Origin of the sequence: Nocardia coffeae (genome assembly GCF_019890715.1) — a bacterium.
In the GTDB taxonomy this organism is placed as follows: Bacteria; Actinomycetota; Actinomycetes; order Mycobacteriales; family Mycobacteriaceae; genus Nocardia; species Nocardia jiangxiensis.
In genome coordinates this window covers 240,083-266,108 of record NZ_JAINZY010000014.1, presented here as the reverse complement: position 1 = coordinate 266,108, position 26,026 = coordinate 240,083, and the positions used below count along the sequence as shown (strand labels likewise).

Annotated in this window: 24 protein-coding genes and 1 pseudogene; 4 read left to right on the top strand and 21 right to left on the bottom strand. The window is 65.4% G+C overall.

Annotated elements, in window-relative coordinates:
• The first annotated feature begins 34 nt into the window (after positions 1–34).
• Positions 35–1,795 carry a sigma-54-dependent Fis family transcriptional regulator gene (locus K7711_RS37400; RefSeq protein ID WP_222975873.1) on the top strand — a complete coding sequence of 587 codons (1,761 nt, stop codon included), beginning with the start codon at positions 35–37 and terminating at the stop codon, positions 1,793–1,795.
• Between the two features lie 65 nt (positions 1,796–1,860).
• Here the strand turns inward: K7711_RS37400 and K7711_RS37395 are convergent, their stop codons facing one another.
• The 9 genes from K7711_RS37395 to K7711_RS37355 form a co-directional block, all read right to left on the bottom strand.
• Positions 1,861–2,187, bottom strand: coding sequence for a putative quinol monooxygenase (locus tag K7711_RS37395; RefSeq protein WP_222975871.1), 327 nt, complete (start codon positions 2,185–2,187; stop codon positions 1,861–1,863).
• Between the two features lie 14 nt (positions 2,188–2,201).
• Positions 2,202–3,851, bottom strand: a complete 1,650-nt coding sequence (gene groL, locus K7711_RS37390) for a chaperonin GroEL (protein ID WP_222975868.1) — start codon at positions 3,849–3,851, stop codon at positions 2,202–2,204.
• 45 nt (positions 3,852–3,896) lie between these two features.
• Positions 3,897–4,922, bottom strand: a complete 1,026-nt coding sequence (locus K7711_RS37385; RefSeq protein WP_222975866.1) for an NAD(P)-dependent alcohol dehydrogenase — start codon at positions 4,920–4,922, stop codon at positions 3,897–3,899.
• Positions 4,919–5,665: an iron-sulfur cluster assembly protein gene (locus K7711_RS37380; RefSeq protein ID WP_222975864.1), complete on the bottom strand. Its 747-nt coding sequence runs from the start codon at positions 5,663–5,665 to the stop codon at positions 4,919–4,921. Before K7711_RS37380 ends, K7711_RS37385 begins: the two co-directional genes overlap by 4 nt.
• Positions 5,662–6,699, bottom strand: coding sequence for an amidohydrolase family protein (locus K7711_RS37375; protein ID WP_222975862.1), 1,038 nt, complete (start codon positions 6,697–6,699; stop codon positions 5,662–5,664). The genes K7711_RS37380 and K7711_RS37375 overlap by 4 nt, the downstream gene beginning before the upstream one ends.
• Before the next feature lie 96 nt (positions 6,700–6,795).
• Entirely contained in the window at positions 6,796–7,137 is a 342-nt protein-coding gene (gene mimD, locus K7711_RS37370) for a propane 2-monooxygenase effector subunit MimD (RefSeq protein ID WP_222975860.1), read from the bottom strand.
• Positions 7,134–8,240 carry an aromatic/alkene monooxygenase hydroxylase subunit beta gene (locus K7711_RS37365; RefSeq protein ID WP_222975858.1) on the bottom strand — a complete coding sequence of 369 codons (1,107 nt, stop codon included), beginning with the start codon at positions 8,238–8,240 and terminating at the stop codon, positions 7,134–7,136. Before K7711_RS37365 ends, mimD begins: the two co-directional genes overlap by 4 nt.
• A 43-nt stretch (positions 8,241–8,283) precedes the next feature.
• Complete coding sequence (locus K7711_RS37360; protein WP_222975856.1) at positions 8,284–9,333, bottom strand: 2Fe-2S iron-sulfur cluster-binding protein; 1,050 nt, start codon at positions 9,331–9,333, stop codon at positions 8,284–8,286.
• 74 nt (positions 9,334–9,407) lie between these two features.
• Positions 9,408–11,039, bottom strand: coding sequence for an aromatic/alkene/methane monooxygenase hydroxylase/oxygenase subunit alpha (locus K7711_RS37355; RefSeq protein WP_222975854.1), 1,632 nt, complete (start codon positions 11,037–11,039; stop codon positions 9,408–9,410).
• A 283-nt stretch (positions 11,040–11,322) separates the two neighbouring features.
• Here K7711_RS37355 and K7711_RS37350 point away from each other — a divergent pair, with 283 nt between their 5' ends.
• The 3 genes and pseudogenes from K7711_RS37350 to K7711_RS48040 all read left to right on the top strand — a co-directional run bounded on the left by K7711_RS37350 (position 11,323) and on the right by K7711_RS48040 (position 12,484).
• Positions 11,323–11,817 (top strand): hypothetical protein, encoded by a 495-nt coding sequence (locus tag K7711_RS37350; protein WP_222975852.1) that lies wholly within the window; start codon positions 11,323–11,325, stop codon positions 11,815–11,817.
• Positions 11,790–12,032: pseudogene (locus K7711_RS49405) on the top strand (putative toxin); the annotation flags it as partial. The gene K7711_RS37350 and the pseudogene K7711_RS49405, both read left to right, overlap by 28 nt.
• Positions 12,033–12,241: 209 nt before the next feature.
• Positions 12,242–12,484, top strand: coding sequence for a hypothetical protein (locus K7711_RS48040; protein ID WP_235748368.1), 243 nt, complete (start codon positions 12,242–12,244; stop codon positions 12,482–12,484).
• Between the two features lie 178 nt (positions 12,485–12,662).
• Here K7711_RS48040 and K7711_RS37340 read toward each other — a convergent pair whose 3' ends face one another.
• The 12 genes from K7711_RS37340 to K7711_RS37285 all read right to left on the bottom strand — a co-directional run bounded on the left by K7711_RS37340 (position 12,663) and on the right by K7711_RS37285 (position 25,966).
• On the bottom strand, positions 12,663–13,388 hold the full coding sequence (locus K7711_RS37340; RefSeq protein ID WP_222975848.1) for an aspartate/glutamate racemase family protein: 726 nt from the start codon (positions 13,386–13,388) through the stop codon (positions 12,663–12,665).
• A 4-nt stretch (positions 13,389–13,392) separates the two neighbouring features.
• Entirely contained in the window at positions 13,393–14,892 is a 1,500-nt protein-coding gene (locus tag K7711_RS37335) for an NCS1 family nucleobase:cation symporter-1 (protein WP_235748367.1), read from the bottom strand.
• A gap of 126 nt (positions 14,893–15,018) precedes the next feature.
• A complete protein-coding gene (locus K7711_RS37330; RefSeq protein WP_222975844.1) occupies positions 15,019–15,741 on the bottom strand; it encodes a GntR family transcriptional regulator in 723 nt (240 codons plus the stop codon).
• A 152-nt stretch (positions 15,742–15,893) separates the two neighbouring features.
• Positions 15,894–16,811, bottom strand: a complete 918-nt coding sequence (locus K7711_RS37325; protein WP_222975842.1) for an ABC transporter substrate-binding protein — start codon at positions 16,809–16,811, stop codon at positions 15,894–15,896.
• Positions 16,812–16,838: 27 nt separating this feature from the next.
• The gene (locus tag K7711_RS37320) at positions 16,839–18,317 is read right to left on the bottom strand and encodes an MFS transporter (protein WP_235748366.1); all 1,479 of its coding nucleotides are present in this window, start codon (positions 18,315–18,317) and stop codon (positions 16,839–16,841) included.
• Between the two features lie 181 nt (positions 18,318–18,498).
• Positions 18,499–19,113 (bottom strand): GntR family transcriptional regulator, encoded by a 615-nt coding sequence (locus tag K7711_RS48655; RefSeq protein WP_222975840.1) that lies wholly within the window; start codon positions 19,111–19,113, stop codon positions 18,499–18,501.
• A gap of 292 nt (positions 19,114–19,405) precedes the next feature.
• Positions 19,406–20,293 (bottom strand): alpha/beta fold hydrolase, encoded by an 888-nt coding sequence (locus K7711_RS37310; RefSeq protein WP_235748365.1) that lies wholly within the window; start codon positions 20,291–20,293, stop codon positions 19,406–19,408.
• 100 nt (positions 20,294–20,393) lie between these two features.
• A complete protein-coding gene (locus K7711_RS37305; RefSeq protein ID WP_222975838.1) occupies positions 20,394–21,812 on the bottom strand; it encodes a cellulase family glycosylhydrolase in 1,419 nt (472 codons plus the stop codon).
• 176 nt (positions 21,813–21,988) lie between these two features.
• Positions 21,989–23,365 carry an NAD-dependent succinate-semialdehyde dehydrogenase gene (locus K7711_RS37300; protein ID WP_222975836.1) on the bottom strand — a complete coding sequence of 459 codons (1,377 nt, stop codon included), beginning with the start codon at positions 23,363–23,365 and terminating at the stop codon, positions 21,989–21,991.
• Between the two features lie 159 nt (positions 23,366–23,524).
• Entirely contained in the window at positions 23,525–23,941 is a 417-nt protein-coding gene (locus K7711_RS37295) for a YbaB/EbfC family nucleoid-associated protein (protein WP_222975834.1), read from the bottom strand.
• Between the two features lie 4 nt (positions 23,942–23,945).
• The gene (locus tag K7711_RS49105) at positions 23,946–25,595 is read right to left on the bottom strand and encodes an alpha/beta hydrolase (RefSeq protein WP_222975832.1); all 1,650 of its coding nucleotides are present in this window, start codon (positions 25,593–25,595) and stop codon (positions 23,946–23,948) included.
• Positions 25,592–25,966, bottom strand: coding sequence for a hypothetical protein (locus K7711_RS37285; protein ID WP_222975830.1), 375 nt, complete (start codon positions 25,964–25,966; stop codon positions 25,592–25,594). The genes K7711_RS49105 and K7711_RS37285 overlap by 4 nt, the downstream gene beginning before the upstream one ends.
• Positions 25,967–26,026: the final 60 nt, after the last annotated feature.

Sequence of the window (26,026 nt, the reverse complement as noted above, 5' to 3'; positions counted from 1 at the left end):
CGTGAGTTCCCCGGGGGTGAAGCCGAGGTAACAGATGGTGAGCAACGTGGAGACCAGCACGCGCTTGCGGCAGGCAAGGGACGAGTTCCTGAGTTCGGGTTCGGTCGATGACGGATTGATCTCCGGTACCGTCCGGGATTCCTGGCAACGCTCCCGTGATCTGCGCGTTCACCCCGATCGGGTGGATCTGCCATTCGTGCGGGAGCCGGATCTCGATTCGCCCCTGGTGGTCGCGGCCTCGCCGGTGGTGCACCGGTTGGGTGAGGATCTGGCAGCTCAGTCGGTCAGCATCATTCTCACCTCAGCGGACGGATTGGTCCTGGACCGCGCTGCCGCCGATGCCCGCATCCGTGCCGTGCTCGATTCGGTGCAACTGGCCTGTGGGTACAGCTATGCCGAGAAGTTCGTGGGCACCAACGGCATCGGCACGACGGCCGAGACCGGGCGCGCGACCTTCATCCGCGGCGGCGAACATTATCTCGGGACCCTCGGACGGCTCGCGTGTGCCGGCGCGCCCATCCGGGATCCGCTCTCGGGCCGCGTCGCGGGCATCCTCGATCTGACCTGCTGGGCACGGCAATCGGATCCGCTGCTGGTCACGCTCGCCAAGACCGCGGGCTCGCAGATCGAGGATCGGCTGCGCGCGCTGGCCACCGAAAGTGAAGCCGCACTGCTGGATACGTATCTGCGGCAGTGCCGCCGCTATCCCACCGGCGTGCTCGCGGTCGGTGACGACATCGTGTTGATGAACCGCTATCTGCGCGAATCACTGGACGGGCTGGATCAGAGCGCGTTGCTAGGGCACGCGACGGACCTGCAACGCTCGCAGTCGACCACGGCGGGTGCCGTGCTGCCCAGCGGATATCTGGCCAAACTCACCGTGGCCGAACGGATTACGCTGCGCAGCGGCCGCACCCACATCGTGGCCCACGTGGCCTTGACCGACAGTGCGCTCAGCAGAACCCGACTCGTGGCCCGCTCCGCGGTGGTGCCCGGACTCGCCGGTGGCAGCAGTTCCTGGCGGCGAAGTTGTCAGCAGGTCGAACGATGTTGCGCCGACCGCGACTGGGTGGTCCTGGATGGCGAATCCGGTTCGGGGCGTACGAAGCTCGCGGAAGTGGTGGCCCACCACGTCCGTCCGGACAGAACGGTTCGAGTGCTGCGGTTCGACCTGAGCCGGGGTGCGGAGGAGATGCTCAACGCGCTCGAAGCCGAGGTCGCCCGGGACGACTTCGACATCGTGCTCACCGATATCGACGAATTGCCCGAGGACGTTCTCGAATCGGTCTCGACGGTTCTGCAGGCGTGCGCGGGCCGCGGTTGGATCGCCGCCACGATGAATTCGACCGTGCCGTCCCCCGCTGTGGAAACCCAGCTGCTGCCCCTGTTCATGCACACCGTCCCGGTGCCCGCGCTGCGGCATCACATCGAAGATCTCGACGAACTGGTGCCCGATCTGCTCCGGGAACTCACCAAGGGCGCCGACATCACGATGTCGCCCGCGGCGCTGCGCCGGCTGGCGAAATTGTCGTGGCCGGGAAATATCGCCCAGCTGCGTCAGGTGCTCGCCGAAATCGTCATCTGGCAACGCTCGGGCGTCATCACACCCGACAAACTGCCACCCGAATGCCATTCGCTGACTCGCCGCACCCTCACCCCCATGGAGGCCCTGGAACGGGACGCCATCGTGCGGAGCCTGCACGACCACGACGGCGACAAGCGTTCCGCCGCAGCCGATCTCGGCATCTCCCGCGCCACCATGTACCGCAGGATCAGGCAGTACGGCATCACCTAGTCCGGCCACGCGAATGCGGGGTCGTCGTCGACGACCCCGCATGTCGGTTGTGCCGGTCCGGGCGGCTACGGGGTGATTTCCAGTTCACCCATGCGGGACCACTCGACGCCGGGAATCTCGGTGTTGATGATGTGCGGTGTCTCCTGGAGTGCCGGGCGCATCGCGGCCAGTCCTTGCCGGAAGTGCTCGGAGCCGACGTGCTCGGCGCCGGCTGCGCCGTCCCGGAACGCCTCGACCAGCACGAACTGTGCCGGATCCGCCGTGCTGCGGCTCCATTCGAACCAGAGATTTCCCGGCTCGGATCGGGTCGCTTCGGTGAATTCCCGGGTGAGCACCGTCCACTGATCCTGGAATTCGGGGCGGACCTTGAATTTCACGACGATGAAAATCACGCTGCTCCTCCTGCTCAGTAGATGTTCGACGGCCGAACCATACCTTCGGCGAGATCGCCGAAGCCGGGCGCGATGATCGCGCCGGGGTTGACGTCGATCTCCTCCACGATGGCCGTCTCGGTCGTGATGAGAAGGGCCGCAATCGATGCGGCGCTTTCCAGCGCGGCGCGGGTGACCTTGAACGGATCGATGACGCCGTGCTCGAACATGTCGCCGTAGGTACCGGTCAAGGCGTTGAACCCCTGTCCGACAGCGAGTTCCGCGACGGCCCGGACCACCTCGTCGCCGTCGAAACCGGCGTTGATCGCGATCCACCGCAGCGGCTCGGCCAGCGCCCGCAGCACGATATCGCGGCCCATGGCCTCGTCGCCGGGGAGTTCGAGATCGGCCAGGACACGGTGCGACTGAGTGAGGGCGGCGCCGCCGCCGGGGACGATGCCCTCCTCGACCGCGGCGCGAGTCGCCGCGAGCGCGTCCTCGACCCGCAACATGCGCTCCTTGAGCTCGACGCTGGTGGCGCCGCCGACGCGGATCACCGCGACCCGTCCGGTGAGCCGGGCGATGCGCAGTTCGATGCTGTCCCGGTCGGCGTCGATCCGCGCGCGATCGAACTGGCCCCGTAACTGTGCGACCCGGGCGTCCAGCAGTCGCTGATCGCCACGCCCGCCCACGATCGTGGTCCGGTTCTCGGTCACCGTGATGCGGTCGCACGAACCCAGGTGCTCGCGGGTCACCTCGGACAGTTCGATCCCGGTGTCCTTGGCCACGACATGCCCGCCCAGCGCGACCGCGAGGTCCTCGAGTTCGGCGACGCGGCGGTGCCCGAAGCCGGGGGCCCGGACCACCACCGAGGCCATCGTGTGGTGCATGTTGCCGCCGACGAGCAGTTGCAGGGCCGGTCCGTCGACGTCCTCGGCGAGCACCACCAGCGGCCGATCGGCCCGCTTGGCCACCTCGATGCTGGGCATGATGTCCTGCACCTGGGTGATCTTCTTGTTGGTCAACAGAATCAGCGGTTCGGCGTGCACCGCCTCCATCCGCTCCGGATCGGTGACCATGTAGCCCGAGGTGTAGCCGTGGTCGAATTCGATGCCGTCGACGATGTCCACCGACAACCCGAACCCGTCGCCCTCCTCGGTGCTGACGATCCCGGACCTGCCGACGTAGTCGACGGCCTCGGCCACGGCCACCCCGATCGTTTCGTCGTCGCTGGCCGCGAGTGTCGCGATGCGCTGTAGATCATCGCGCCCGCTCACCTCGCAGACCTGTTCGCGCAGTGCGTCGATGACCGCGGTCACCGCGCGTTCGATCCCGCGGCGCACCCGCATCGGATTGGCCCCCGCCTCCACCGCGCGCAGGCCCTCGCGAACCATGGCCTGGGCGAGGACGGTGGCTGTGGTGGTGCCGTCGCCGACCACCCCGTTGGTCTTCATCGCCACCTCCTTGACCAACTGCGCGCCCATGTTGGCGAAGGGCTCACGCAGCTGAATCTCGCGGGCGATCGTCACGCCGTCGTTGGTGATGGTGGGCGGACCGGTGAGCTTTTCCAGAACCGCGTTGCGTCCCTTGGGACCGAGAGTCACCTTGACCGCGTCGGCGAGGGCATTGACGCCCTGCTCGAGCCGTGAGCGGGCGTCGGTGTTGTAGCGCAACTGCTTTGCCATGGTTGATGCGTCCTTTCGAGCGGATGCGGATCGCGGAGGGGTCGGCTAGGGAACGAGAATCGCCCGGCCGCGCACCCGCCCGGCATCGAGATCGTCGAGTGCCTGCTGGAAGCTCGCGAGTGGATAGGTGGTGGTGTGCAGGGTGACCTTGCCCTGGGCGGCGAGCGTCATCAGTTCCTGCAGATCGTTGTAAGAGCCGACCAGATTGCCGATGAAGTTGATCTCGGTGGAGATCACATCGATCGTCGGGACATCGATGTTCTCGCCGTATCCGACGACGTAGTAGTTCCCGGCGCGGCGCAGCATCGCGATGCCCTCCCGGGTCGCGCCGCCCTCGCCGACGAAGTCGACCACGGCCTCGGCCCCGTGCCCGCCGGTCAGTTCCAGCACGCGGTCGATGTGCCCGCCGTCGGCCACGATGCCGTGATCCGCGCCGATCTTCACCGCGAGTTCCACGGCGGCGGGATTGCGATCGACGACGACCACCGTGACCGCCGAGATCGCCTTCAGCACTTGAATTCCGATGTGGCCGAGCCCGCCCGCGCCGATCACCACGCACACATCGCCGGGCCGGGTGGTCTGCGCGACCTTCGCGACCGCGTGATACGCGGTCAACCCGGCGTCGGCCAGGGCCGCGACGTCGGCGGGCTCGAGTGAATCGTCGATCCGGACCACGCTGCGCGCGGTGGTGCGCAGGTATTCGGCGTAGCCGCCGTCGACGTCGATGCCCGGGAATCTGCTGTTCTGGCAGTGCACGTCGTCGCCGGAACGGCACGCCCGGCACAGGCCGCAGGTGATCAGCGGATGCAGGATCACCTTGTCCCCGACCGCGACGTTGCTGACCGCATCGCCGACGGCGTGCACCCATCCCGCGTTCTCATGGCCGATCGTATACGGCAGTGCGACACCACTTTTGGCCTCCCACTGCCCTTCGAGGATGTGCAGATCTGTGCGGCACACACCGGCGCCGCCGATCCGCACGATCACATCGAGGGGTCCTTCGATGGTGGGCTCGGGAATCTCGGTGAGCTGCAGTCCGGTGTGGTAGCCCACCACCTGCACGGCCTTCATCGCGGGCTCCTGACTGTTCTGAGGTCGGTGATATGCGGTGTGCCGCCGACTGTTTCGCCGTCGGCGTAGCGGGTGGCCAGCAGGCCGCGGCAGAAGTGCGCGTTGCCCTCCATGGAGATGCGCACCGACTTGGCGAATCGCAGGCGCATCGGCACCGCATCGGGCGGCACCCGTTGCCCGGTCTCGTCGACGAACACTCGACTGGCCGGGCAGATGCTCAACCCGATGTCCATGCGGCGGCGCAGCAGCGCTTCCTTGTACTTCCCGGGCGGTAGCTCGCTCAGGGTGAGTCGATAGATTTCGTTGGCGCCCAACCCGGTTCGCTTCAGATATGCCTCGATGCACCGTTCCATCGCCGCGGTGTGCGCCTTCACCCGGAACGTTCTGCGCAGCTCGTCCAGGCTCTCCTGCGCCTCGGAGCCGAAGGTGCCCCGGTACCCGGCATCGGCGGCCAGACCGCCGTTGATCTTGTCGCTGTCGTGGTGGTCGTCCAGGTACACCCGCACCTCGCCGACGCCCTCGACCAGGCGCAGCGCGTCCCGGGCGTCGGAGGCCATCAGGTAGGCGAAGTTGGGGGAGCAGAAGGCCGTGGGCAGACGCAGGTGGACGGTGACGCCGTCGTCCTCCAGCAGCACCGATCGCACGAAGCCCAGATCGGTGATCGGCTCGTCCAATTCGGGATCCACGACCGTCGAAAGAGCCTCGAGCACAGCCTGTTCGGTGGATATCGCCGCGGTCGTCACGACGCCACCGATTCCCGTGTCCCGTTCGCGATGCCGTCGGCGCGCGGTCCGCTCACCCGCAACTCGGCCGGGACGTCGATGTCGTACAGGGCCGCGGCGTTCAGGCCGAGGATCTTCTTCTTCTCCTCGACGGTGATCGGATCGTATTCGCTCTGCATATCTTCGGGGATCTGGAAGTCGACGAACTTCTCGATCAGCCACTTCGGCGTCCACAGCGCGTAATCGCTGCCGAACAGGATCTTGTCCTCGCCCAGCCAGTACAGGAGTTCGCCGATGATCTGCGCGAAATACCGTGGCCGCGTGTGGATGAACGGCAGGGCCACCGCCAGACCGCCGTAGACGTTCGATTCCTGCGTGCCGATCCAGCAGAAGTCCTCGAGCCGCGGCAGACCCACGTGCTCGACGACGAAACGCAGGTCCAGATAGTCGGTGGCGACCTTGTCGATATCCGCGACATCGAAGGCGTCGCGGTCCAGCGGGCGGATCGTGGGGCCCTTGTGCACGTGAATGTTCTTGATACCCAGCTCGATACATTCCTCGAGGTAGCGCCGCGACCACGGGTCGTCGAGTTTGTATCCGCGCGAGTCGCCGTGCCATTCGGCGGTGTAGAGCTTGACGCCCTGCAGATTCATCCGCTCCGCGTCCCGGCGCAGCTGTTCGAGCCCGGCCTGCTCGTGGCGCGGATCGTAGGCGTGGTTGTAGGTGAGCTTGCCGGGATGCCTGGCGACCAGGGCGAGTGCCTCCTCGGTCTGCCCGAATCCGGTGCGGTAGAAGTCGCTCAGCAGGGTCGCCTGGAAGATCGCGTGATCGACGTGGCCCTCACCGAAGATGTCACGCTCGAAACGTGCACTGCCGTAATACTGGTACGTCTCGTAGTCCCACAGGTATTCCTCGGGGCTGAGGTTCTTGTGATAGTCGTAGAAGCAGTCGATGAACTGCTTGCCGTGCACATTCTTCTGATTCGACTCGCGTGCGTCCCAGATGTGCACATGTCCGTCGACGATGAAGTACTTGTCGCCATTCTTCTCGTACATGCTGAATACTCCGATAATTGGGCTGTGGGGTGGTGCGGCGCCGTCGGCCGGCGGGATCGGGCGACGGCGCCGCACACGGAGACCGCGGGGACCGCGTCAGTGGACGGTGAGGTCGAATCCGATGTATTCGGCGGCGTCCTCGGGGCTGGCGAACAACAGGGTCTTGTCGTCGAGGTGGACCATGCGCCCGTAGTGGGTGGAGCTGATCTCCTCGAAGGTGGAGCCGTCGAACTCCTGACCCAGCGCGTCGGTGAGTTCGACGTAGTTGAAATCGAGCAGCCGCTGCCCGTCGACGCGGATCATCGACGGGTACTCCGTCAGCTCCACGCCGTCCTTCGCGCCCATCACCTCGGCCACGACCCGGCCGATGGGGGTGTTCATCAGGGTGACGCCGCACATGTTCGAGAACTCGGTGGACGATCCGAATTGCATGCTCACTTGGCCAACTCCTTGGGGATGTCGAGCCCGAGGTCCTCGAGCAGGGAACGGAACTTCTCGATCGCGGTGTCCAGGCTCGAGGCGAAGGTGACCGCCTTCTCGGCCGGCTGCGACCAGATCGGTTGCAGCGCACGGGCCGCGTCCAGGCAGCGCGGCACCCAGGTCTGCAACCAGGTGCCGAACAGTGCCTTGTTCGACTCCCCGAATTCGGGGTCGCGGGTGAGCAATCGGTACAGGTTGCGGGTGTAGGCGAGATCGCGGGCGTAGTCGTGCTCACCGGTGCCGACGATCGTGGGCGTGATGTAGTCGCCGTTCCCGGCGGCGATCTGCATGACCAGTTCGCTGCGGAACAGCGAACCGACCAGCTGCTCGAAGACGATGTTCGCGCCGAACAGCAACTCGCACCAGTCCGGTACCGCGGTCAGGCGTTCGACGACCTCACGCGTGGGCTGCCACTCGGGCGCGGACTGCCACACCTGCTTGTGCACGGCGCCCTCGAAGGCGTCGGCGGCCTCGGACAGGTCGAGGTTGAACAGCGCCAGATCCTGCGCGAACCGCATCTTGTGCGCGGCGTTGACCGCGACCGCGGTATTGATCATATTCGTCGGGCAGGACCGCTGTACGGACGTGAAAACATGCAGTGCCAGACCGTTTTCCGCATGCATCCACGCGCCCAGATTGCGGGCGATGAAAGTCAGCCACGAGGCGTTCCACCCGTCGTACACGCGAGCGCGCTTGGCGTTGGCCAGGCACAGGTCGACCTGGTGTACGACCTTGGAGTTGTTGCGGTAGATCGTCTGGTCCCACTCCTCGTTCGGGTCGCGAAACTCGTGCCAGTTCGAGGATTTCGCGGCGGTCCATTCCTTCGGATAGCCGCCGGGGCCGTCGGCGAAGCCGTAGATCCACCCCTGGGACAGGTGACGTTCGGGGTCCGGTTGTACGTCGACCGTCACGTCCTCGTACATCGTCGCGCGCAGTTTGGCGGGCTCGTAGTAGTTGTAGGAGCGACTCTTCGATCCGGGAAATTCCAGCGCCCCGGCCTCGGAATCGGTGAATTCTATTGTGGGAAAGCTGCGTTGCTTCGCCCCGGTGCTTGTGGTCATCTCGTTCTCGGTTCTTTCTCGGGTGGGAAGGAGGGTCCTGCGTTTACTGGTCGAAGGCCGGGCTGGTGAACTTGTCGTAGAAGATCTGGTCCTTCGGAGTGCCGCCGGACTCGAGCAGTTCGAGCGCGGCATCGACCATCGGAGGCGGTCCGCACAGGTACACCTCGGTCTTGCCGATGCCCGGTTCGCGACGCCGCACGACGTCGGTGACATTGCCTTCCTCGACGGTGATCGAGCCCGGAATCCGTTGCGGGTCCATGGATTCCGAAAGGCACGCCACGAATTCGAAATCGGTGAGCTGCGCGCCGATGTCGAGAATCTCGTCGAGGTAGAACAGGTCCCGCGGGGTGCGGGCCCCGTAGTAGAAGTGCACCCGACGGGTGTTGCCGGTTTCGCTCATGTGCCGCAGCAGCGACAGGATCGGAGCCATCCCCGCCCCGCCTCCGATGAACACCAGCGGCAGGACGTGCCCCTCCTTCAGGGTGAATGACCCGTACGGGCCGGTCAGACTCATCTCGTCGCCCACCGAGATCCCGTCGTCGAGCAATCCGGCGAACCGGCCGCCGGGATACTTCTTGATGAGGAATTCGATATGTTCCGAGGTCGACTGTGTCGTCGCCATCGAGAACGATCGGTGCTCCTCGGTGCCGGGGATCCGCAGGTCCGAGTACTGGCCCGATCTGAACTCGTAGGTCGCGGGTTCCACGGGCCGCAGTCGCAGCGACACGATGTCCTTGGTCACCGGCTCGATCGCGACCACCTCGGTGCGCACGTCCTGAATCGCGATCCCACGCAGGAGTTCGTCCTCGTCGAAATTGAGCAGTTCGATGGTGCAGTCGCTGAAAGCGTGTGAGCGGCAGAGCAATACGAAGCCCTCCTCGACCTCGGCGTCGTTGCATGCGAAGGTTGAGTAGTTCGCCATCTGGATATCGCCGTCGAGGACGTAGGACTTGCAGGCCGAACACCGCCCCTCGCGGCAGCCGTGCATGAGGTGAATTCCCTGCCGGAATGCGGCATCGAGGATGTTCTCCTGTTCGCCGACTTCCATCTCGATGTCGACGGGCTCGAAGTTGATCCGGTGATTGTCGGCCACGGGTATATCTCCTGGGCTCGGAAAAAGTGGTGGCAGCGGGTGACGCCGAATCCGGCGTCACCCACCGAACCTGGTCAGGCCGCGGTCCCGCCCGCGCGGTACGCGGCGACGTGGGCTTCGCGCTCGGCGGCGGACATCTCGTTCAGCAGTACGTTCGGGCTGTTGAACGTGTTGCCCCGGACGTCGTCGAGGGTCCACATCTTCTTCGGGTCGTCCAGATTCAGATGCGGTTGTCCCACAAGGGTTTTACCGTCGTCGCGGACGTAGCCCAGATCGGCGACGATATCGGCGAGGTCCTTGCCGTGATGCAGGGTCTCCCACTCGCGGAATCCGGTGAGCCGCCCCATGTTCGGGGTCGGGCGGCCCTGGTACTCGCCGCGGAAGGCGACCGCGTCGGTCCAGTGGCAGGTTTCCGAGCAGTAGGTCCGCCACTGGCCGTCGACCTCGTCCACGACCATGTCCTCGCGAATCAGGCACGGCACCATGCAGGTCCAGCACCGGTGCGGATACTGGTACCCGACCTCCTCGAACGCGATGGGCTTGTTGCGCCCGGGGTAGGCGAGGCGGTTGTACTCTTCCCACCACTTGCCGTACTTCGAGTACCAGCCCGGGTACTTGTGCTCGAACCACTCGAAGTCGGTGTCCGTCATCGCATCGATCCGCCAGTAGTTCACCGGCCAGCCGGTCGCGAAGAACTGGGCGACCTTGTGCACGTAGCCCTTGTCGACGATGCGCGACCAGGACTCCTCGACCAGATCGTGTGGAATCTCCAGCCCGTACTTCTCCAGCGGGATGAGGTAGCTGCGGTAGTAGTCGTCGTAGATCCACCGCCGCCACATCTCGGCATAGCTCTCCCGGTCCTTGCGGCGGTCCTTCGTGCCATACTCGATGAAGGTGCCGATCGCCGCGTCGACCACGCAGTGGTTGTTCCACCACGCGTACCGCAGATCGCGCTCCAGCAGCGGACGGTTGCGCTCGTCGGCCAGGGCCATGAGCAGAATCGAGTAGCCGTTGGAGATGTGCCGCGACTCGTCGGACTGCACCGAGTGGAACACCGTCGGCAGCAGGTAGTCGCCGTTGGCCGCGGCCTCGTCGGGCATGGCCACGAAAAGCGTGTTCGTGAAGGCGGTTTCGGCGACGACGGTCAGATAGATGTTCGCCGCGGTGATCGCGTCACCGGTGATGAACCCCTCACCGAACTGCCTGCCGATGGTGCCCGCGTAATTGTTCGCGAACGCCTTCTCGGTGATGTCGAATCCGGCGGGATCGATGTAGTTGTTCATGTACAGCTTCTTGAGATTCATCTGAATCGTCGAGTGCCGGACCTCGTCGATCATCTGCACCGCCAACCCGTTGTGGATCTCCGGGTTGGGCACGGCGTCGATGGCCATCGGCATCGCTCGCGCGGCGGAGATCTCCGGGAACGGAATGATCGACAGGAACAACTTCTGCCATTCCAGCCACCGCTGCTGCACCTGCCGGAACATGTTGCCGCGGATGGCGCCGTCCATCGCGCCGTAGACGCGGTTGTCCTTCTCCTCCTCCATCGGGAAGTAGGACCGCATGATCTGCTTGAGCGGGTCCTTCTTCGGGGCCTTCTCGAAGGTGTAGTCGGTACCGAAACGAGTGGCCGGCGTCGCGAAGGTCGGTTCCCACGACAGCTCGGTGATCTTCGCATGGGCCTTCGTCAGGCTTTGCCTACTCAATGTGCGCCTCCTGGATCGACAGTCGGCCGATATGCCGGCTGTGGCGACGTTTGCCTGATCCATTGGAGCCCGGGAACCACCCGCGCAGCGTCTCAGCATGAGACTCGCATCACAGAGGGCTGTGTCTACGCATGAGTCGAGGAAAAGGCTGCAGCGCAGGTGAATCAGCTCATGCCCAGAGTCTGCGGGTCCCGGTCACAGCGTCCGTGCCGTCGAGGTTGATCTCGAGACTGTCGCTGGTCACGGTGTACGGGACCAGCATGTCGATAGCGAGACCCGTGTTGTGCTCGAACTCGATCTTGATGGCGTCGCCGCGGAACGGCGCCGAGACGGTCACGTCGAAGACGGTGACGCGGGCTCGCAGAGAGGTTGGGCCGACTGCGACGAAGGGCGAATAGTAACTGCGGGAAAGAATCTCACCTCGTACAGCGACCGGGAATCGCCGATCGCGGACCGGCTGTACACGGGTATCATCGCGATATTCACCGAGGAAGCGCAGCGGAACGACAAGGTGATGGCCGGATTTATCCTGGACATCGACAATGTGTGTGCCTCGATTGCGTGTTCGGCCGATGCGGCGAAATATCTGGGGACTGCATGTGCATCGGTAGCGTCCGCCGCGAAATCCGCCAAGGACGACTGCCGTAAATCCCTGGAACTGCTCAACGCCATTATCACGTCCTATGAGGCGGACAAGGTTGCGGCCCATGTGGGCGGTGGGAAGCTGCGTCGAACAGTGGCATCTATTCGATGGTCAGCGGTGAACTCGGCAACCTGAAGAAAATTCTCGGACGCACTCCCCGTAATACCGCCAAGATCACAGGTCGAACCGGCCCGCAGAACAAAGCCGCGGGTGATGAAGCCGAACGCCGTGCCGGAGTTCGGCTTCCGCAACGTCAGGTCACCGTGATCGACACGACCGGACGAGCCGTGACGATTCAACCGGACCAGATCGACCGCGAGAACCGTCAGGTCATGGAGGTGAAGAACACCAACGATATCCGCGCCTACTCCAACTGCGCGGTCCCAGCAGTATCCCGGCGGGAATTCCGATCTTCATCGATTGGCTGGCCAATCTGGAGACCAGAATCCCCGGACCGGAGACCGAGCATCGCTCCATTCTGCGGTCCGGGCTCATCAGCAGCCTCGACGACGTCGCCGCTCGCGGCAATCAGCAAGCCATCGATCTACTCGATCAGCAGTTGCGTCACCAGCCGCCGCTGCCGCAGCCGACGCTGGACTGGGCCAGCCAGGCCCTGCGAAAGATCGCTACCAGGAAGAACTTCGAGCAGATCGCCGCGCTGCTGGCCGAGGCGCCATCGGGACCGCACTTCATCTGGTTGATCGAGTACCTTGGCAAGGTCAAAACCCCCGAAGCTCGCGATCTCGCCATCAGCTATCTCGACGGCTTCGCGACCGAATTCGCGATCAAGGCTCTCGTGTAGATGAAGGCGACCGGCGTCCGCCACCTGATCGAGCCATTCGTCGACGACCCGGCTCCCCAGGTGCGCAGGCAAGCGCTGCGCGCCCTGGACAGGCTTCCGGAATAGGCTTACGCCGCAACGGTTTCAATGCCACCGCCGATCGTGCTCGTCGAGTGCCGACGTCTCCGGCGGCACGTGTTCACCGTGTGAAACCGGCGAGCAGGCCGGTGTATTGCTTGGGTGGCGGCGCGGCGAACTCACCCCGGCCGGATTTGCGCAGCCCCAGGGTGAGCAGTCCTTGCACCATGACGGTGGCCGCGCCGACGCCGTCGACGACCGGCACGCCGACCTCGGTCGTCAGATATTCGCAGAGGTCGGCCATCCCGGCGCAGCCCAGCACGATCGCGTCCGACCCGTCGGCGGCCACTGCGGATCGGCAGGCTTCGGCGATCACGCCCCGCGCTTTCGGGTCGTCGAGTTCCAGTACCGGGATGTCGGTGCCGTGCACGCCGAGACAGGAACGCCGCATGTCGTAGCGCTCGGCCAGGTCCATCGCATGTCCCGCGGTGCGCCCGAGTGTGGTGACGACGCTGAACCCCCGGCCGAGGAAACCGGCCGTGTGCATCGCGGCTTCGGCGATGCCGAGCACGGGTCCGCGTGCAAGTTCGCGTGCGGCGTACAGGCCGGGGTCACCGAAGCAGGCGATGACGTACCCGTCCACGCCTTCGGCCTCACCCCGGACGATCTCGGCCAACAGGCCGGGAACGGCCAGCGCGTCGTCGTAGTGACTTTCGATGGACGCCGGGCCCATCGTGTTGGTGACGGCTTCCACCACGGTGCCCGGTGCGGCGACGGCGCGAGCGCACCGTTCGATCGATGCGGTCATCGATGACGTCGTATTCGGGTTGACGACACGGATTTTCATCGCCTCAGCCTCCTTGCGGCACTGTCGTCGGCGACACCGAGCTGCGGATGGTCAGCAGCCGATAGCTCAGCAGGCCCAAGCCGCAGCCGATGAACCAGCTGTATTGCGCGGCGGTGTACATGCCCGCGAGATGACCGGAGGTCAGCACCGGGAACATCGCGGCGATCGCCGCGATCACCGTCGCGATGATGGCGGCCGGGTGGTAGCCCCCGCGGTACCAGTAGGTGCTCTGCGGCGACAACGTGAACAACTCGTCCACCACGATGCGCTGCTTGCGCACCAGGAAATAGTCGGCGATCAGCACACCGAACAGCGGACCGATGAACGCGCCCAGTGTTTCCAGGGTGTAGTGGATCACCTCCGGGCTGTTGTAGAGGTTCCACGGTGTGATCAGCAGTGAGCCGACCGCGGCGATCATGCCGCCGGCTCGCCAACTGATCCGCTGTGGGGCGAGGTTGGAGAAGTCGAATGCCGGGGCGACGAAGTTGGCGACGATGTTGATGCCGATGGTGGCGACGGTGAATGTCAACGCGCCCAACACGATTGCCGTGGTGTTGTCGATACGGGCCACGGTCTGCACCGGATCGGTGATCAACTTCCCGAACACCGGAACCGTCAGTGACGCGGTCACCACCACCAGCAGCGAGAACACCAGGAAGTTGAGCGGCAGGCCGAGCAGATTGCCCCGTCGCACCGCACCGAAACTCTTCGCGTAGCGGGAGAAGTCGCCGAAGTTCAGCATCGGGCCGGAGAAATACGAGACGACCAACGCGATCGCGCCCAGCATCACCGTCACCGCGGACCAGCCGTGATGGGTGACCGCGCCCAGATTCAGATCGATATTGCTCCAGCCGCCCTTGGCGATCAGGTATCCGCACAGCACGAACATGACGAGATAGACTGCGGGACCGCAGAAATCGATGAACCTGCGGATCGCGTCCATGCCGCGCCAGAAAACGCAGGCCTGCAGGACCCACAGCACCAGGTAGCTGACCCAGCCCAGCGCCGAGAGCCCCAGGAAGCCGTAGCTGCTCACCTCGGCGTAGGCGGCGAGCCCCGGGAACAGCTTGATCAGCACGACATCCAGTGCGGCAGAGGCGAGATAAGTCTGGATCCCGTACCAGGCGACGGCGATCAGACCGCGAATGACGGCGGGAATATTGGCCCCGAGCACCCCGAATGCGCTGCGGCACACCACCGGATACGGCACCCCGGCTCGCTGACTGGGTTTGGCGATCAGATTGCACAGCAGATAGACGATGCCGATGCCGACGACGAGCGAGACCAGCACCTGCCAACTCGCCAGTCCGAGGGCGAAAAGGCTACCGGCGGTGACATATCCGCCGACGCTGTGCACATCCGACATCCAGAAGGCGAAGATGTTGTAAGTGCTCCAGGTCTGCTCGGGCAGGGGAGCCAGATCTGCGTTGACCAGTCGAGAATCGTAGGCCGGTGCATCGGCGGCCACGGTTGATACCTGTTGCGGCAATGCGGTTTCGGTCATGTCGCGCGTCCGATCGTGCATATCCCGGAGGAGAAATCGGGATGGTGATCTGTGACGCTAGTCAGGCTGTATTGCCTGCGTGTTGCAAGAAAGGTATATCTTTTCGCGCTCTGCCGGAGTCCGGGTTCACGGCGCTGGATCGCTGAACAGCCCGGTGTCGTCGGGGAGTTGTGCCACGACCCGATTCAATCTGGTGTTGTGAAGTTCGGCGGCCGCGAGTAGCGCTTCCGCGTCGCCAACATAGAAGGCGGCCAGCATCCGGCTGTGATCGGCGTGTAACTCGGCGCGGTCGCGAGGGCCGACATGCACCATCGGCTGTATGGGTTCGGTGATGTTCCAGGCGGATTCCAGCATGTGCACCAGTCGCGCCATCCCCGACGGACGGGTCAGGGCCAGATGGAAGATGCGGCTCTCGCGATGATAGGCACTCGAATCATCCTCGAGCACAGCCTGTTCCAGACGAGCATGGGCCTCGGCCGCCAAGCGGTGATCTTCGGGGGTGGCCGTGGTGACAGCTGTCTCCAGCGCGACCCATTCCAGTCGTTCCCGCACGATGTACAGTTCGCGCAGCTCGGCTGCGGTCAGCTGAGTCACCCGGTAGCCCAGGTTGGGCCAATGTTCCACCAGGCCCTCGCCGATCAGCGTTTGCAGCGACTCCCGGAGCGGGATGACGCTGACCGCGAACCTGCTCGCCAATTCTCGCAACGGCAACCCCGCACCCGGCGGCATATTGCCGTCGAGCATCAGCCGCCGCAATTCGTCCAGGATCTCCTGCTGGGAGTAGCCGCGTTCGAGGTCGTGCGGCGGAGTGAGCGGGGGAAGCCGAGGTAGGCGTGGGCGCGAAGGCATCCGGCAACCGTAACCCGGTCGGCCTACCGGTCGAGGATTAGTTGGGCGGTGACCAGGCCCTGCAGCCCGAGGCCGACCGACTGGAACAGGGTGATGTCAGCGCCGGAGCGTCGACGGAGGGCCGGGTTCTGGAATTCTCCCGGAATCACGATTCACCGGACCGTGTCGGTGAGTTCGGCGCTGTCGAGGATCCTGGTGTCGACCAGTTCGTCGAACGGAGGCGTGGACCGAACCATGCCCTCCTGCTGGAGGATTCGCATCCACCGGTCACTCGCCGCCGCGTCGATGCGCGTGGTTTCCCAGGTCCGTGATCGCTTGATGCGCTCGCAGGCTCGCACCAACGTCGTACGGGAAATACTCGGCCAGTGGGCGGCCAGCAGCGGTTCGAGTTCGGTGACGGTGGTCGTCCGCAGTCGCCGCATCGCCTCGCTCAGTGCGGTGGTGAAGTGCACGAGGCGGTCGAACAACTCCTCCACGCGATCGGTGCGGCAGTAGTAGACGCTGTTGGGTCCGATGCCTCCGGCCTCGGTGTAGTCGATCGCGGTGACGCCGGTTCCCTTGTCCTGCATGATCTGTGCGGTCGTGGAGTCCAGGACGATCGCGTCGCCGAGCCCGGCCTCGAACAGTTCGACGAACATCGGCGTGGACAGGTCACGCAGAAAGGTGATCCCGGCTGGATCCACTCCGGCCTCTCGGATCAGGCCCGCGGTGAACGCGTATGGTGCGCTGCCGCCGATGCCGGGAGCCAGGACGGTGCTGCCGGACAGATCCGCCCAGCCGAAGCCGGGCGAGTTGTCGCGAGTCACCAGGGCTTTCGGGAATTGGTGGTTCACCTGGGCGAATACGGTGATTTCGCGGGGAGTGCCCCAGTACATGCTGGGCACCCAGAGGCCGCCCAGTACGATATCCGCCGCGCCGCTGTCCAGGTCGTCCAGCACTCCGGTCCATGGATCCTTCGCTGTCGCAACGACTTTCAGGTCGCGGTCGGCGAACAGGCCGAGGTGGTCGGCATAGTACTGGGGCAGGTAGTTCAGACCGTGCGCGGTGGCGGAGATCGTGAGTTCGGCCATGGGTGGGGCTCCTTTGTCCGGTGGTGGTTACGCGGGTACGGCGACGGGATTTTCCGTGGCCGCCTCGAGGGATCTGCCGAAGGTTTCGGGACCGAATCGTGCCGCTACCACGAGCAGCGCGTACATGACGGCGATCATGGCGAACACGCCGGCCACGCCGGCCAGATCGAAGAAGTACAGCGCCGCGAACGGCATCACCGCTCCGGCGACGTTGCCGATCCCGTTCACGACCGACGCTCCCATGGCGCGCACGGAGGTCGGATACAGCTCCGGAGACCACACCGACAGCATCGTGTTCAGCATCATGGTGAAGAACTGAAAGATCATGCCCAGCACCAGGATCAGCGCCGTCGAGTGGGCCAGCGCCGCGAAGGCGATCGCGGATACGCACCCGAGCACCGCGGCCGACATCACCGTGATCCGGCGGGGTACGCGCCCGGCCAGATACGAGGCGGCGCACGCACCGAGCAGACTTCCCACGTTCATGATCATCGTGAAGGCCAGCGAATCCGACAGTGAATATCCTCGGGACACCAGCAGGATCGGCATGAGGAACAGCAGGGTCACCTGCGCGCCGAACGACATCCACGAGGCGGCGCCGATGGCGGCGGTGCGCCGCAGGTTCCGACCCTGGAAGACCTCGAGGTAGGAGGATCGGCGAATCGGCGGAATATCCGCCTCGGTGACGAATCGTGTTGTGGGACCGAGCTTTCGGAGGCCGGAAACGCTGCCGCTCGCCAACCGGCTCAGACTCGCGTTGGCGTCCTGGACACGTCCCTTCGACAACAGAAACCGCGGTGACTCCGGCAGATAGCGGCGGAAGAACACGACCAGGACAGCCGGCGCGGCAAGCAGCACATATGTCCAGCGCCACGATGCGTCGTTCCCGCCGAGCGTGTGGTTCATGGGCCCGAGCACGAGCAGGAAGAAGCCGAAGGAGGCGATATTGCCGATGCCGCCGGAGGAGATGTTCAATGTCGCGAGCAGCGATCCGCGGTGGCGGGTGGCGACCAGCTCGGCGAGAATCGCCAGGCCGACCGTGAATTCGCCACCGAGCCCGATACCCACGACTGCCCGGCTGACCAGCAGCATCTCGTAGTTCACGGCCGCGGCGCTGATCAGGCCGCCCAGGGTGTATACGAGCAGGTTGAGGCTCAGTGCGGTGCGGCGGCCCCATCGGTCGGCGATGTATCCACCGATGAGCCGCCCGACCAGACCGCCGACCACGGTAACGGTGTTGATCAAGGTGAGTTGGGCATTGCCGATTCCGAACGACTCCTTCAGCAACGGACCCATCGCGCCGGTCGAGTTCTGCTCCAGCGAGTCGAAGAACAGTCCCGCCATCAGCAGTGCGATCACGGCTACCTGTACCCGGCCGAAACCGATGCGGTCGAGCGCACTCGACAGGCCGGAGGGAAGGTCGAGGACGGGTGGCGGAGGTGAGGCGGCATCAGACGACGAAGAGGCGGTGGCAGAGGGTGATTCGCCGGGCAGCGTGAGAGACATGTCGGAACTCCGGATAGCGGGAGTGTGACACCGACACCGGTTGTATCGGCGAGCCGACCGCAGAGCAGAACTGGAGTCGCGCTGCCAATAGTTGTATACAGTAGTGATTGCCTACAGGTTTCCTCATCGATGCTTCGTGTTAATTGGCCGGTATATCAGCTCAGACTGTATACCATCTGAGTCAGCTGCCGAACTCGTCGGTGAAGAATCGTTCGTCGCGCCGCAGGTGTTCGTCCATCAGATATCCGGCCTGCGCGACAGCGCCGTTGAGAATCGCGATCGCTACCGCGCGATGGTCGGTGGCGGAGGTCGCGGGATCGTGGCCCAGCCCCCAGTGCACCCGCTGGTTGAGATTGGTGAGCATGTCACGCAGGTGGCCGTTACCCGCGGCGACGGCGATCAGCTCGTGGAACGATGGTCCGTCGCTCGACGCGCCGCCGGACATATCCTCCGCGATCACAGCCAACTGCTTCGCTGCCGCGCCGCCACGATTTTCCGCCGCGAGCTGTGCTGCGAAGACCTCGAGGCCCCGACGAACCTGCAGCAGCTCATGTCCGTCGTGCAGCGACGACTCCGACACCGTGGCGCCACGATGGCGAACGATCGTGACGAACCCCTCCGACTGCAAACGTGCCAGCGCTTCGCGGACCGGAATTCTCGACACCCCGTACCGCTTGGCGATCGTCCCCTCCACCAAACGTTCCCCCGCCGACAGCCGACCGGCCAGGATCTCCTCGCGCAACGCCCGCGCGATCGCATTTCCCGACGAATTATCGGCCGCAATCGGTTCTGCCACATCCGCAGCATAAGCCGGGGTGAGGTGCGCGGTTCTCGGTGTGGCTGTGTCTACCTTGCAGACTTGGGCTCGCCACCGATCGCGTCGAGTTTCCCGGCGGGCACACCGGCTACCAGACCCACCCCGACGCGTTCGCGCGGCGACTGACCGAGACGTTCGCGGAGCTGACCCGGTGACCGCGAAACGTCCCCCGCGGCGCACCCCGCGGTCCGTGCTCCCGCCAATCGATGTCACCGCAGCCCGCAGCCATCGCCCTCACCGGCCACGACCGGGCAGAGGTTCGGCGGGAATACTATTGGACATCTTGATCATTCACGGATTCCGGCTGGAGTGTCAGCATGGCGGCGAGCAGTCGATCCCAGGTGGTGTCCGGAAGTTCGTGGCCGATACCGTTCAGCGGGAGCAGATCCGCGCCGGGGATCTCGCGAGCCATGGCCTGTCCGTTGCCGTACGGAAAGAACGGGTCTTCGGTCCCGTGGACGACGAGGGTCGGCACGGTGAGTTCACCCAGACGCTCGCGCCACCGGTCGCCCGCCTCGGCATACGCCAGGTTGAGCATGCTCGAGGCCATGTCGGTGGTGCGGTCGACCATCCGCGTCGCCTGCTGTCTCGTCTCCTGCTCGTCGAATCCCCTTGCGCCCGTGAGTATCCGGGCGCCTTCGACGCGGTAGTCGATCACCGCGGCCCGGTCGGACCAGTCCGGTGCGGGTGTCCCGGTGAAGAAGTTCACGACCCGGTCCGAATGTTCGGGCAGATCCGGGTCCGGCGGGCCGGGCGGCGTCGGCCGGGTGTTGATCAGGGTCAGGGCCGATACACGGTCGCGGTGGTCGAGGGCGGCGAGCTGGCAGATCCATCCGGCCACGGAGAAGCCCACCAGGTGCGCTCGCGCAAGCTCGAAGACATCCATCAGTTCGATGATGTCCGAGGCCAGGTCCCGGAGGCTGTAGCCGGGGGAGCCGGTCACGTAGGCAGTCGACCGCCCGGTGTCACGGGTGTCGTAGCGCACGACGAATCGCCCGGCATCGGCGAGCCGGTCGCAGAACCGGTCTTCCCAGAACAGCCTCGACGTGCTCGGCAGCAACACCGGCGGCAGCCGCCGGTCCCCGAATGTGGTCACACACAGGTCGACGTCACCGACGGTGACCATGTGCTCGGGTGATCGTCGAACATGAAGTGGCATGGCGACTCCTCTGCGGTTGCGTCCGGAGGAAAGACCCCTTCCGCAGCCGAAATTCATCGGTCCGGGATGCCGGTTCGTGAGCGACGCCTCCGGAGGACGTTCAGCGGCGGGTCACCGTCAGCTGGACCGCGGACTGTCCGGGAGTGGTTCGCAACTGCAGTAATTCGGCATTCGGCGCGGAGACGACATCGGCGCCGTGCACATCGACCCGGTAGCCGTTCGGGTAGTCCGCTGCGGGCAGATACACCTGGGTGCGGAGGTCACCGGCGAACGGGCGGCCCGAATCCGGGCGTGCGGTGGTGTACCGGAGCTCGAACGTCGCGGTGCCGGGGTCGAAGTGCCATCCCTGCGGGGTGCCCGCGACGACCTGCGGATACGGGCGCACGATCGGCCCTGCGGGGCTGATCAGATCGGGACCGGTCGGCGGTTGCTGGCTGTGGCCGGGCAACTCGTTCTGCGTACTGGACCACAACATCCACGACGCCATGGCGTCATCCAGGCTGCCGGTGACGCGTTCCAGTAGCGCCGTATCCTGCGTCGCCCCGAATTCGGTGACGAGTCCGGCGGTATCGGCCGCGCGAGTGCTGTCGAAGCCGTTGCCGGGGCACGTCCGGATCGGCCCGAGGCAGTAATCGTGAAAGCTCATTCCGGCGCGGGGATCGCCGGTCGGGTTCGGCATGCGCACCGGCGCGCCGAAATCGGTGGTGACGAACGGTTCGTAGAACAGCAGATGCCGCGGATCCACCCGCCGGATGGCGGTCATCGCCTTGGCCTGGAGGACGGCGAGCGTGTCGCGGGTGAAGTCGGGGCAACCGTCCAGCAGGCACGTCGGTTGCGTGATGCCCGGCCACGGCTCGTTGATGAGGTCGTACCCCAACACGTAGCGGTCGCCCGAGAAGCGTTGCGCGACATGCGACCACATGGCCGCATAGTGTTCCTGCACACCGACGCCGTCCGGCGCCGGATGATCGTGCCAGAAATTGGCCCACGTCCGATTCTGGGCCGGGCTCAGCGTGTAGGCCGCGAACAGGCCCTGGATCGGGCCCGGCGGCAGTCCGTCGGAGAACGTCGCCCAACCGGGGAATCCGTCCCAGCTCGCCCCGACCGACTTGTTGAACGCATCCTGATGCGAATCCACCAGGGAGTAGATGCCGTGCCGGGCCAGTACCTGCTGGGTGTCTTCGATCTGCCCGATGTACCGATCGTCGTAAACGCCGGGCCGCGGCTCCACCGCACTCCAGGCGAAACCCAGCCGCACCGCATTGATCCCGTGCGCCGCGAGAAACGCGGCGTCGCGATCACCGAATCCCCCGGCCGCCGGATAGAAGGGCGGGTACTTGTACACGAGATTCACCCCGTGCAAGGTGATCACCCTGCCGTCGGCGTCGGTGATCCAGCGCCCCACGTGCCCCAACTCCGCGTTCATCGGCGTCGCCGTGGCCACCGGCGTCTGCAGGCAACCCGCCGCCAGCAGCACCCCCACTCCGAGATGCCGCATCATTCGCGCGAACCTCGTCATCCCGGGAACCTTCACCGAGCTCGCGGAATCGGCCGTGTGCACGCTTCGGTGAAACTATTGAACTCGACTGCCATGACCGCCTCGATCCACTCGCGGGGGTAAAGCGTCCGACCAGCACAGAATAAGCGCCGATGGTCATCGGTTCCGCACGCAGGGATGGCCCGGGATCCGGACTCTCAGTGGGCCGAGGTCCGCCGGAGTTTGGTGTTGACGAACTCGCCCATGCCCCAGCGGGCCAGTTCACGTCCGTAGCCGGAGCGTTTGACGCCGCCGAACGGGATACCGGGCAGTGTCGTTCCGTGTTCGTTGACGTAGGCCATTCCGACGTCGAGACGGTCGGCAACTCGCGCCGCGCGGGTGAGGTCGGTGCTCCAGACCGATCCGCTCAGGCCGAATCCGACGTCGTTGGCCAGGCGCACCGCGTCCTCGTCGGAGGAAACCCGATAGACCATGGCGACCGGGCCGAAGATCTCCTCGGAATAGGCATCCATCCTCGGGGTGATGCCGGTGAGCACCGCAGGTTCGAGGAACGCGCCGTCTCCGTCCCGGGGTGAGCCGCCCGTGTGCAGCGTCGCACCCTGCCGTACCGCGGCGTCGACCTGGTCGGCGACGGTGTCCCGCGCGGACACCGAGGACAAGGGCCCCACCTCGGTCTCGGGGTCCGCCGGATCCCCGACCACCGCGCGTTCGAATTCGCCGACCAGCCCGTGGACGAAGTCGTCGTAGAGTTCATCCAGGACGATGAAGCGTTTCGGTGAATTGCACGCCTGCCCCGCATTCGCCAGCCGAATTCGCGCGGCGATCCGGGTGGTCCTGGCCAAATCGTCGGTGTCCAACAGAATGAACGGGTCCGAACCGCCGAGTTCGAGGACCGACTTCTTCAGGTTTCGCGCGGCCGCGGTGGCGACCGCAACGCCGGCTTCCTCACTTCCGGTCAGTGACACTCCGCGGATCGCCGGATGCGCCAGCATTTCGGCGATCTGGTCCGGGTTCGCGTACACGTTGATGTACGCGTAGTCGAGAACCCCTGCCTCGTGCAGGACATCGGCCATGAGTTTCGAGGACGCCGCGCAGATCGAGGCATGTTTGAGGACGATCGTATTACCCACCAACAGGTTCGGTGCGGCGAAGCGCGCCACCTGGTAATAGGGGTAGTTCCACGGCATCACTCCGACGAGCGGCCCGATCGGCAAGGTGTGCACCACCGACTCCTGCGCGCCTTGCGGGGCGAGTGGCTCGGAGGCGAGCAGGTCCGGACCGTTCTCGGCGTACCAGCGGTAGATATCTGCGGAAAGCTGCACCTCCGCGGCCGCCTGCTTCGCCGGTTTACCCATTTCTCGCGTGATGGCCGCCGCCAGCTCGGCCGACCGTTTCTCGTAGAGCTGCGCGGTCCGCGCCAGCGCGGCCGCGCGTTCGGCCACCGGCGTGAGCCGCCAGGTCTCGAAGCCCTCGGCGGAATGTTCGGCGACAACGGGAACCTGGTCGTCGGCCAGCTCCGGAAATTCGTGCTCCGTGGTACCGGTGGTCGGATTGGTGGTCACATAAGTACTCACAACGCACTCCTTCATGTCATCGGTAGGTGCAATGTGCCGGGACGGCCGCCGCGAGCGGGTTTACTTCGCACTACCCCGCACAACCGGCGCTACGCACATTCTGATGTCCGGGGGCCGGATCCCGCCGCGCGGGTACCACGCGAGGAGTGTCGTCTTCGGTTACCAGCCGGATTCGCTGACCTGCGGCGGATGCGATTCCTCGGTATCGGTGTAAGTAGCTCGAGGTTCCTTGCGCGCGAACATCTTTCGTAATCCGGCGGTGGCGGTTCGGTGCGCGATGGCTGCGACGTAAGGGTCTTCGTGTAGATCCCGTTGGATCTCGCTCGCCGCGGCCCGGGCCCAGGTCAGCGCGGTGGTGTGGGCCGCGGTGATCGCGGCGGCGACATCGCTGAGATGCAGAGCGTGCAGAGCGGGGTCGAGCACCAGATCGGTGATGCGCCCGTCGATATCCACCGTCACCCGGACCTGCCCGCCCAGCGCCTCGCCGTTGCTGCGCACCCGCGCCAGTTCCTCTTGCGTCGCAGCAACTTTCGCCATCATGCGCTCGAGTGCGGCGTCGGGATCGGTATCGCTCATCGCCTCAGTGCACCCGGTCGGGACGGTTGGCGATCAGGCTACCCAGGTTGCGCAGGGCCTGGCCCGGTTGCCCGTCGTGAGAGTCCCAATAGGCGCTGTGGCCACCGGGATCGGAGGTGAAGACCCGGCCGCCGTACTCGGGCGAGGTGACGTCGTTGCCGAACCAGCCGTGCGGGTTGTGCTGCGGATGAAAGGCCGGTGCGCTGGACCCGTCCGCGGCCGCATCGAGGATCTCACCCGAACGCGCCGGTATCCCGATCCAGTCGCCGTTGGCTCTGGTGGACCAGACATGTTGCGGCACTTGGTCTTGCGGCACACCCGTCAGATGCAGATCGCCGGCGTGGTCGACCGTGCTGCCGGGGCTCGCGACGAATACGACGTTGTCGGCGTTCAGCGGGCCACGCGAACTCGGGGGATCGTCGGGATGGAGCTGATCGTGGCCGGCGGCGTCGCCGATCACGGTGGTGCCGTAGCTGTGCCCGACGACCGTGTTGTAGGACGGTGCGCCCACATGCGAGGCGCGCAGTCCGTTCTGAAAACTCTTCAGCGCCGGAGCGCCGTTGTCGGCGTAGGACCGATCCGCCGCGGCGGCATACCCCTGCGGCGGGTCGTAGCCCTCCCACAGGATCACCGAAGTATTCGGCGCGCCTTGATCTTTCGCGGAATTCAGCATGGTCAGGCTGCGGTTGACATCACCGGACATCTTGGCCAGTCCCGTTCCGGTACCGGGGACGAACGTCGCCACGTTGGTCGCGAGATCTGGATTGTTCAGCGCCAGTGCCCCGTGCCCCTGCTCGTCGATATGCAGCAGATATCGATCGCCTCCGTCGTCGAGTTGTCCGGCGAGGGTGTCGTATCCGGCCTTTCCCGGGCCACCCCGGGCCTGTAGCCGGGCCAGATACTGTCGGTTGTAGTGGTCGCGATCGACGCAGGGCATACCGTCGATGTTGCCGATGGCCGGGTCGGCGGCGGCCAGTGCGTCCTTCTCCTCGGGAGTCAGTTTCGACCACCAGTCGTGAAAGGCGCCGGGATCGTTCCGGAATGGGATCTTCCCGTTGCGCGCATCGGCGAGTATCTCGTCGAACCCCGGCGGCAGCGGTGCGCCCGCCGGGTTGTGGACCAGGGCCGCAACGGCATTCGTCGCGGTGTCCAGGGCGGCGGCGACTCGTGCGTCCAGATCGTTGAAATCGCGCACGGCCGGCAGCAGATGCGACTCGAATTCCCGCGCTTTGGAATTCGCTGCCAGCTGCGCGATCTGGAGCGCATTCGACCGGCCGACGGCCGAGACATGAACCATCGGGGCGATCACGTGTCCGTCGGGCCGCACGGTGCAGCCGGCGGCAGCGGCCCGATCCGCCCAGTCCACCACGGTTTTCTTCGCGGCGCTCAGCGCTGCGGCGGCATCGCCCACGGCCTCGATCTGGCCGTCCACGGCGGCGGCGATATGGCTGCCCGCGATGTGGTGGGCCAGGCTCGTTTCAGCGGCTCGCTGCGACCCGTCGCCGGACCAGGACCGCGAGGTCACCTGATCCACCGCAGTGCGCATACCGTTCAACGCTCCGGAGAAGGCGCGATTGTGTTCGGTCAGCTGCGCCGCCAGATCGATGAGCCCGTCGGGGGTGGTCGCGCGGATATCGTCGACTGTCGCGGTCACACGGCGCCCTGGTCGTAGGTGGTCAGTACCTGGGTGTTGCGCCTTTCCATCTCGCTGTAGTCGGTTATCCCCGCGTCGACGGCATCGTGCATGCCCTGGATTGCCGCGGCGACCTGCGTGTATCCGTGCGCGACGGGCTCGGCCATCCGTGCGGCCGCGGCGGCGAAGGCGGTGTTCTTCATCGCCGCAGCCGCCTGCGCGCCCACCGGCCGCACATCGATCCTGGCGATCTCGTCGTGGTGCGACTGCAACGCACTCGACAGTTCATTCAGATCGAACAGGTTCAGGCCCAACGGCATAGTGCTCGAGGGGGTGTCGGTGTCGCCGTTGGGCAACAACGGAAACACGAGATCGGTTTTTCGCTCGGTCATCTTCCCCCCGACAGTGGTCGTGCGGCACGAACAGACAGCTGAAGCGAGGCTATCAGCCGG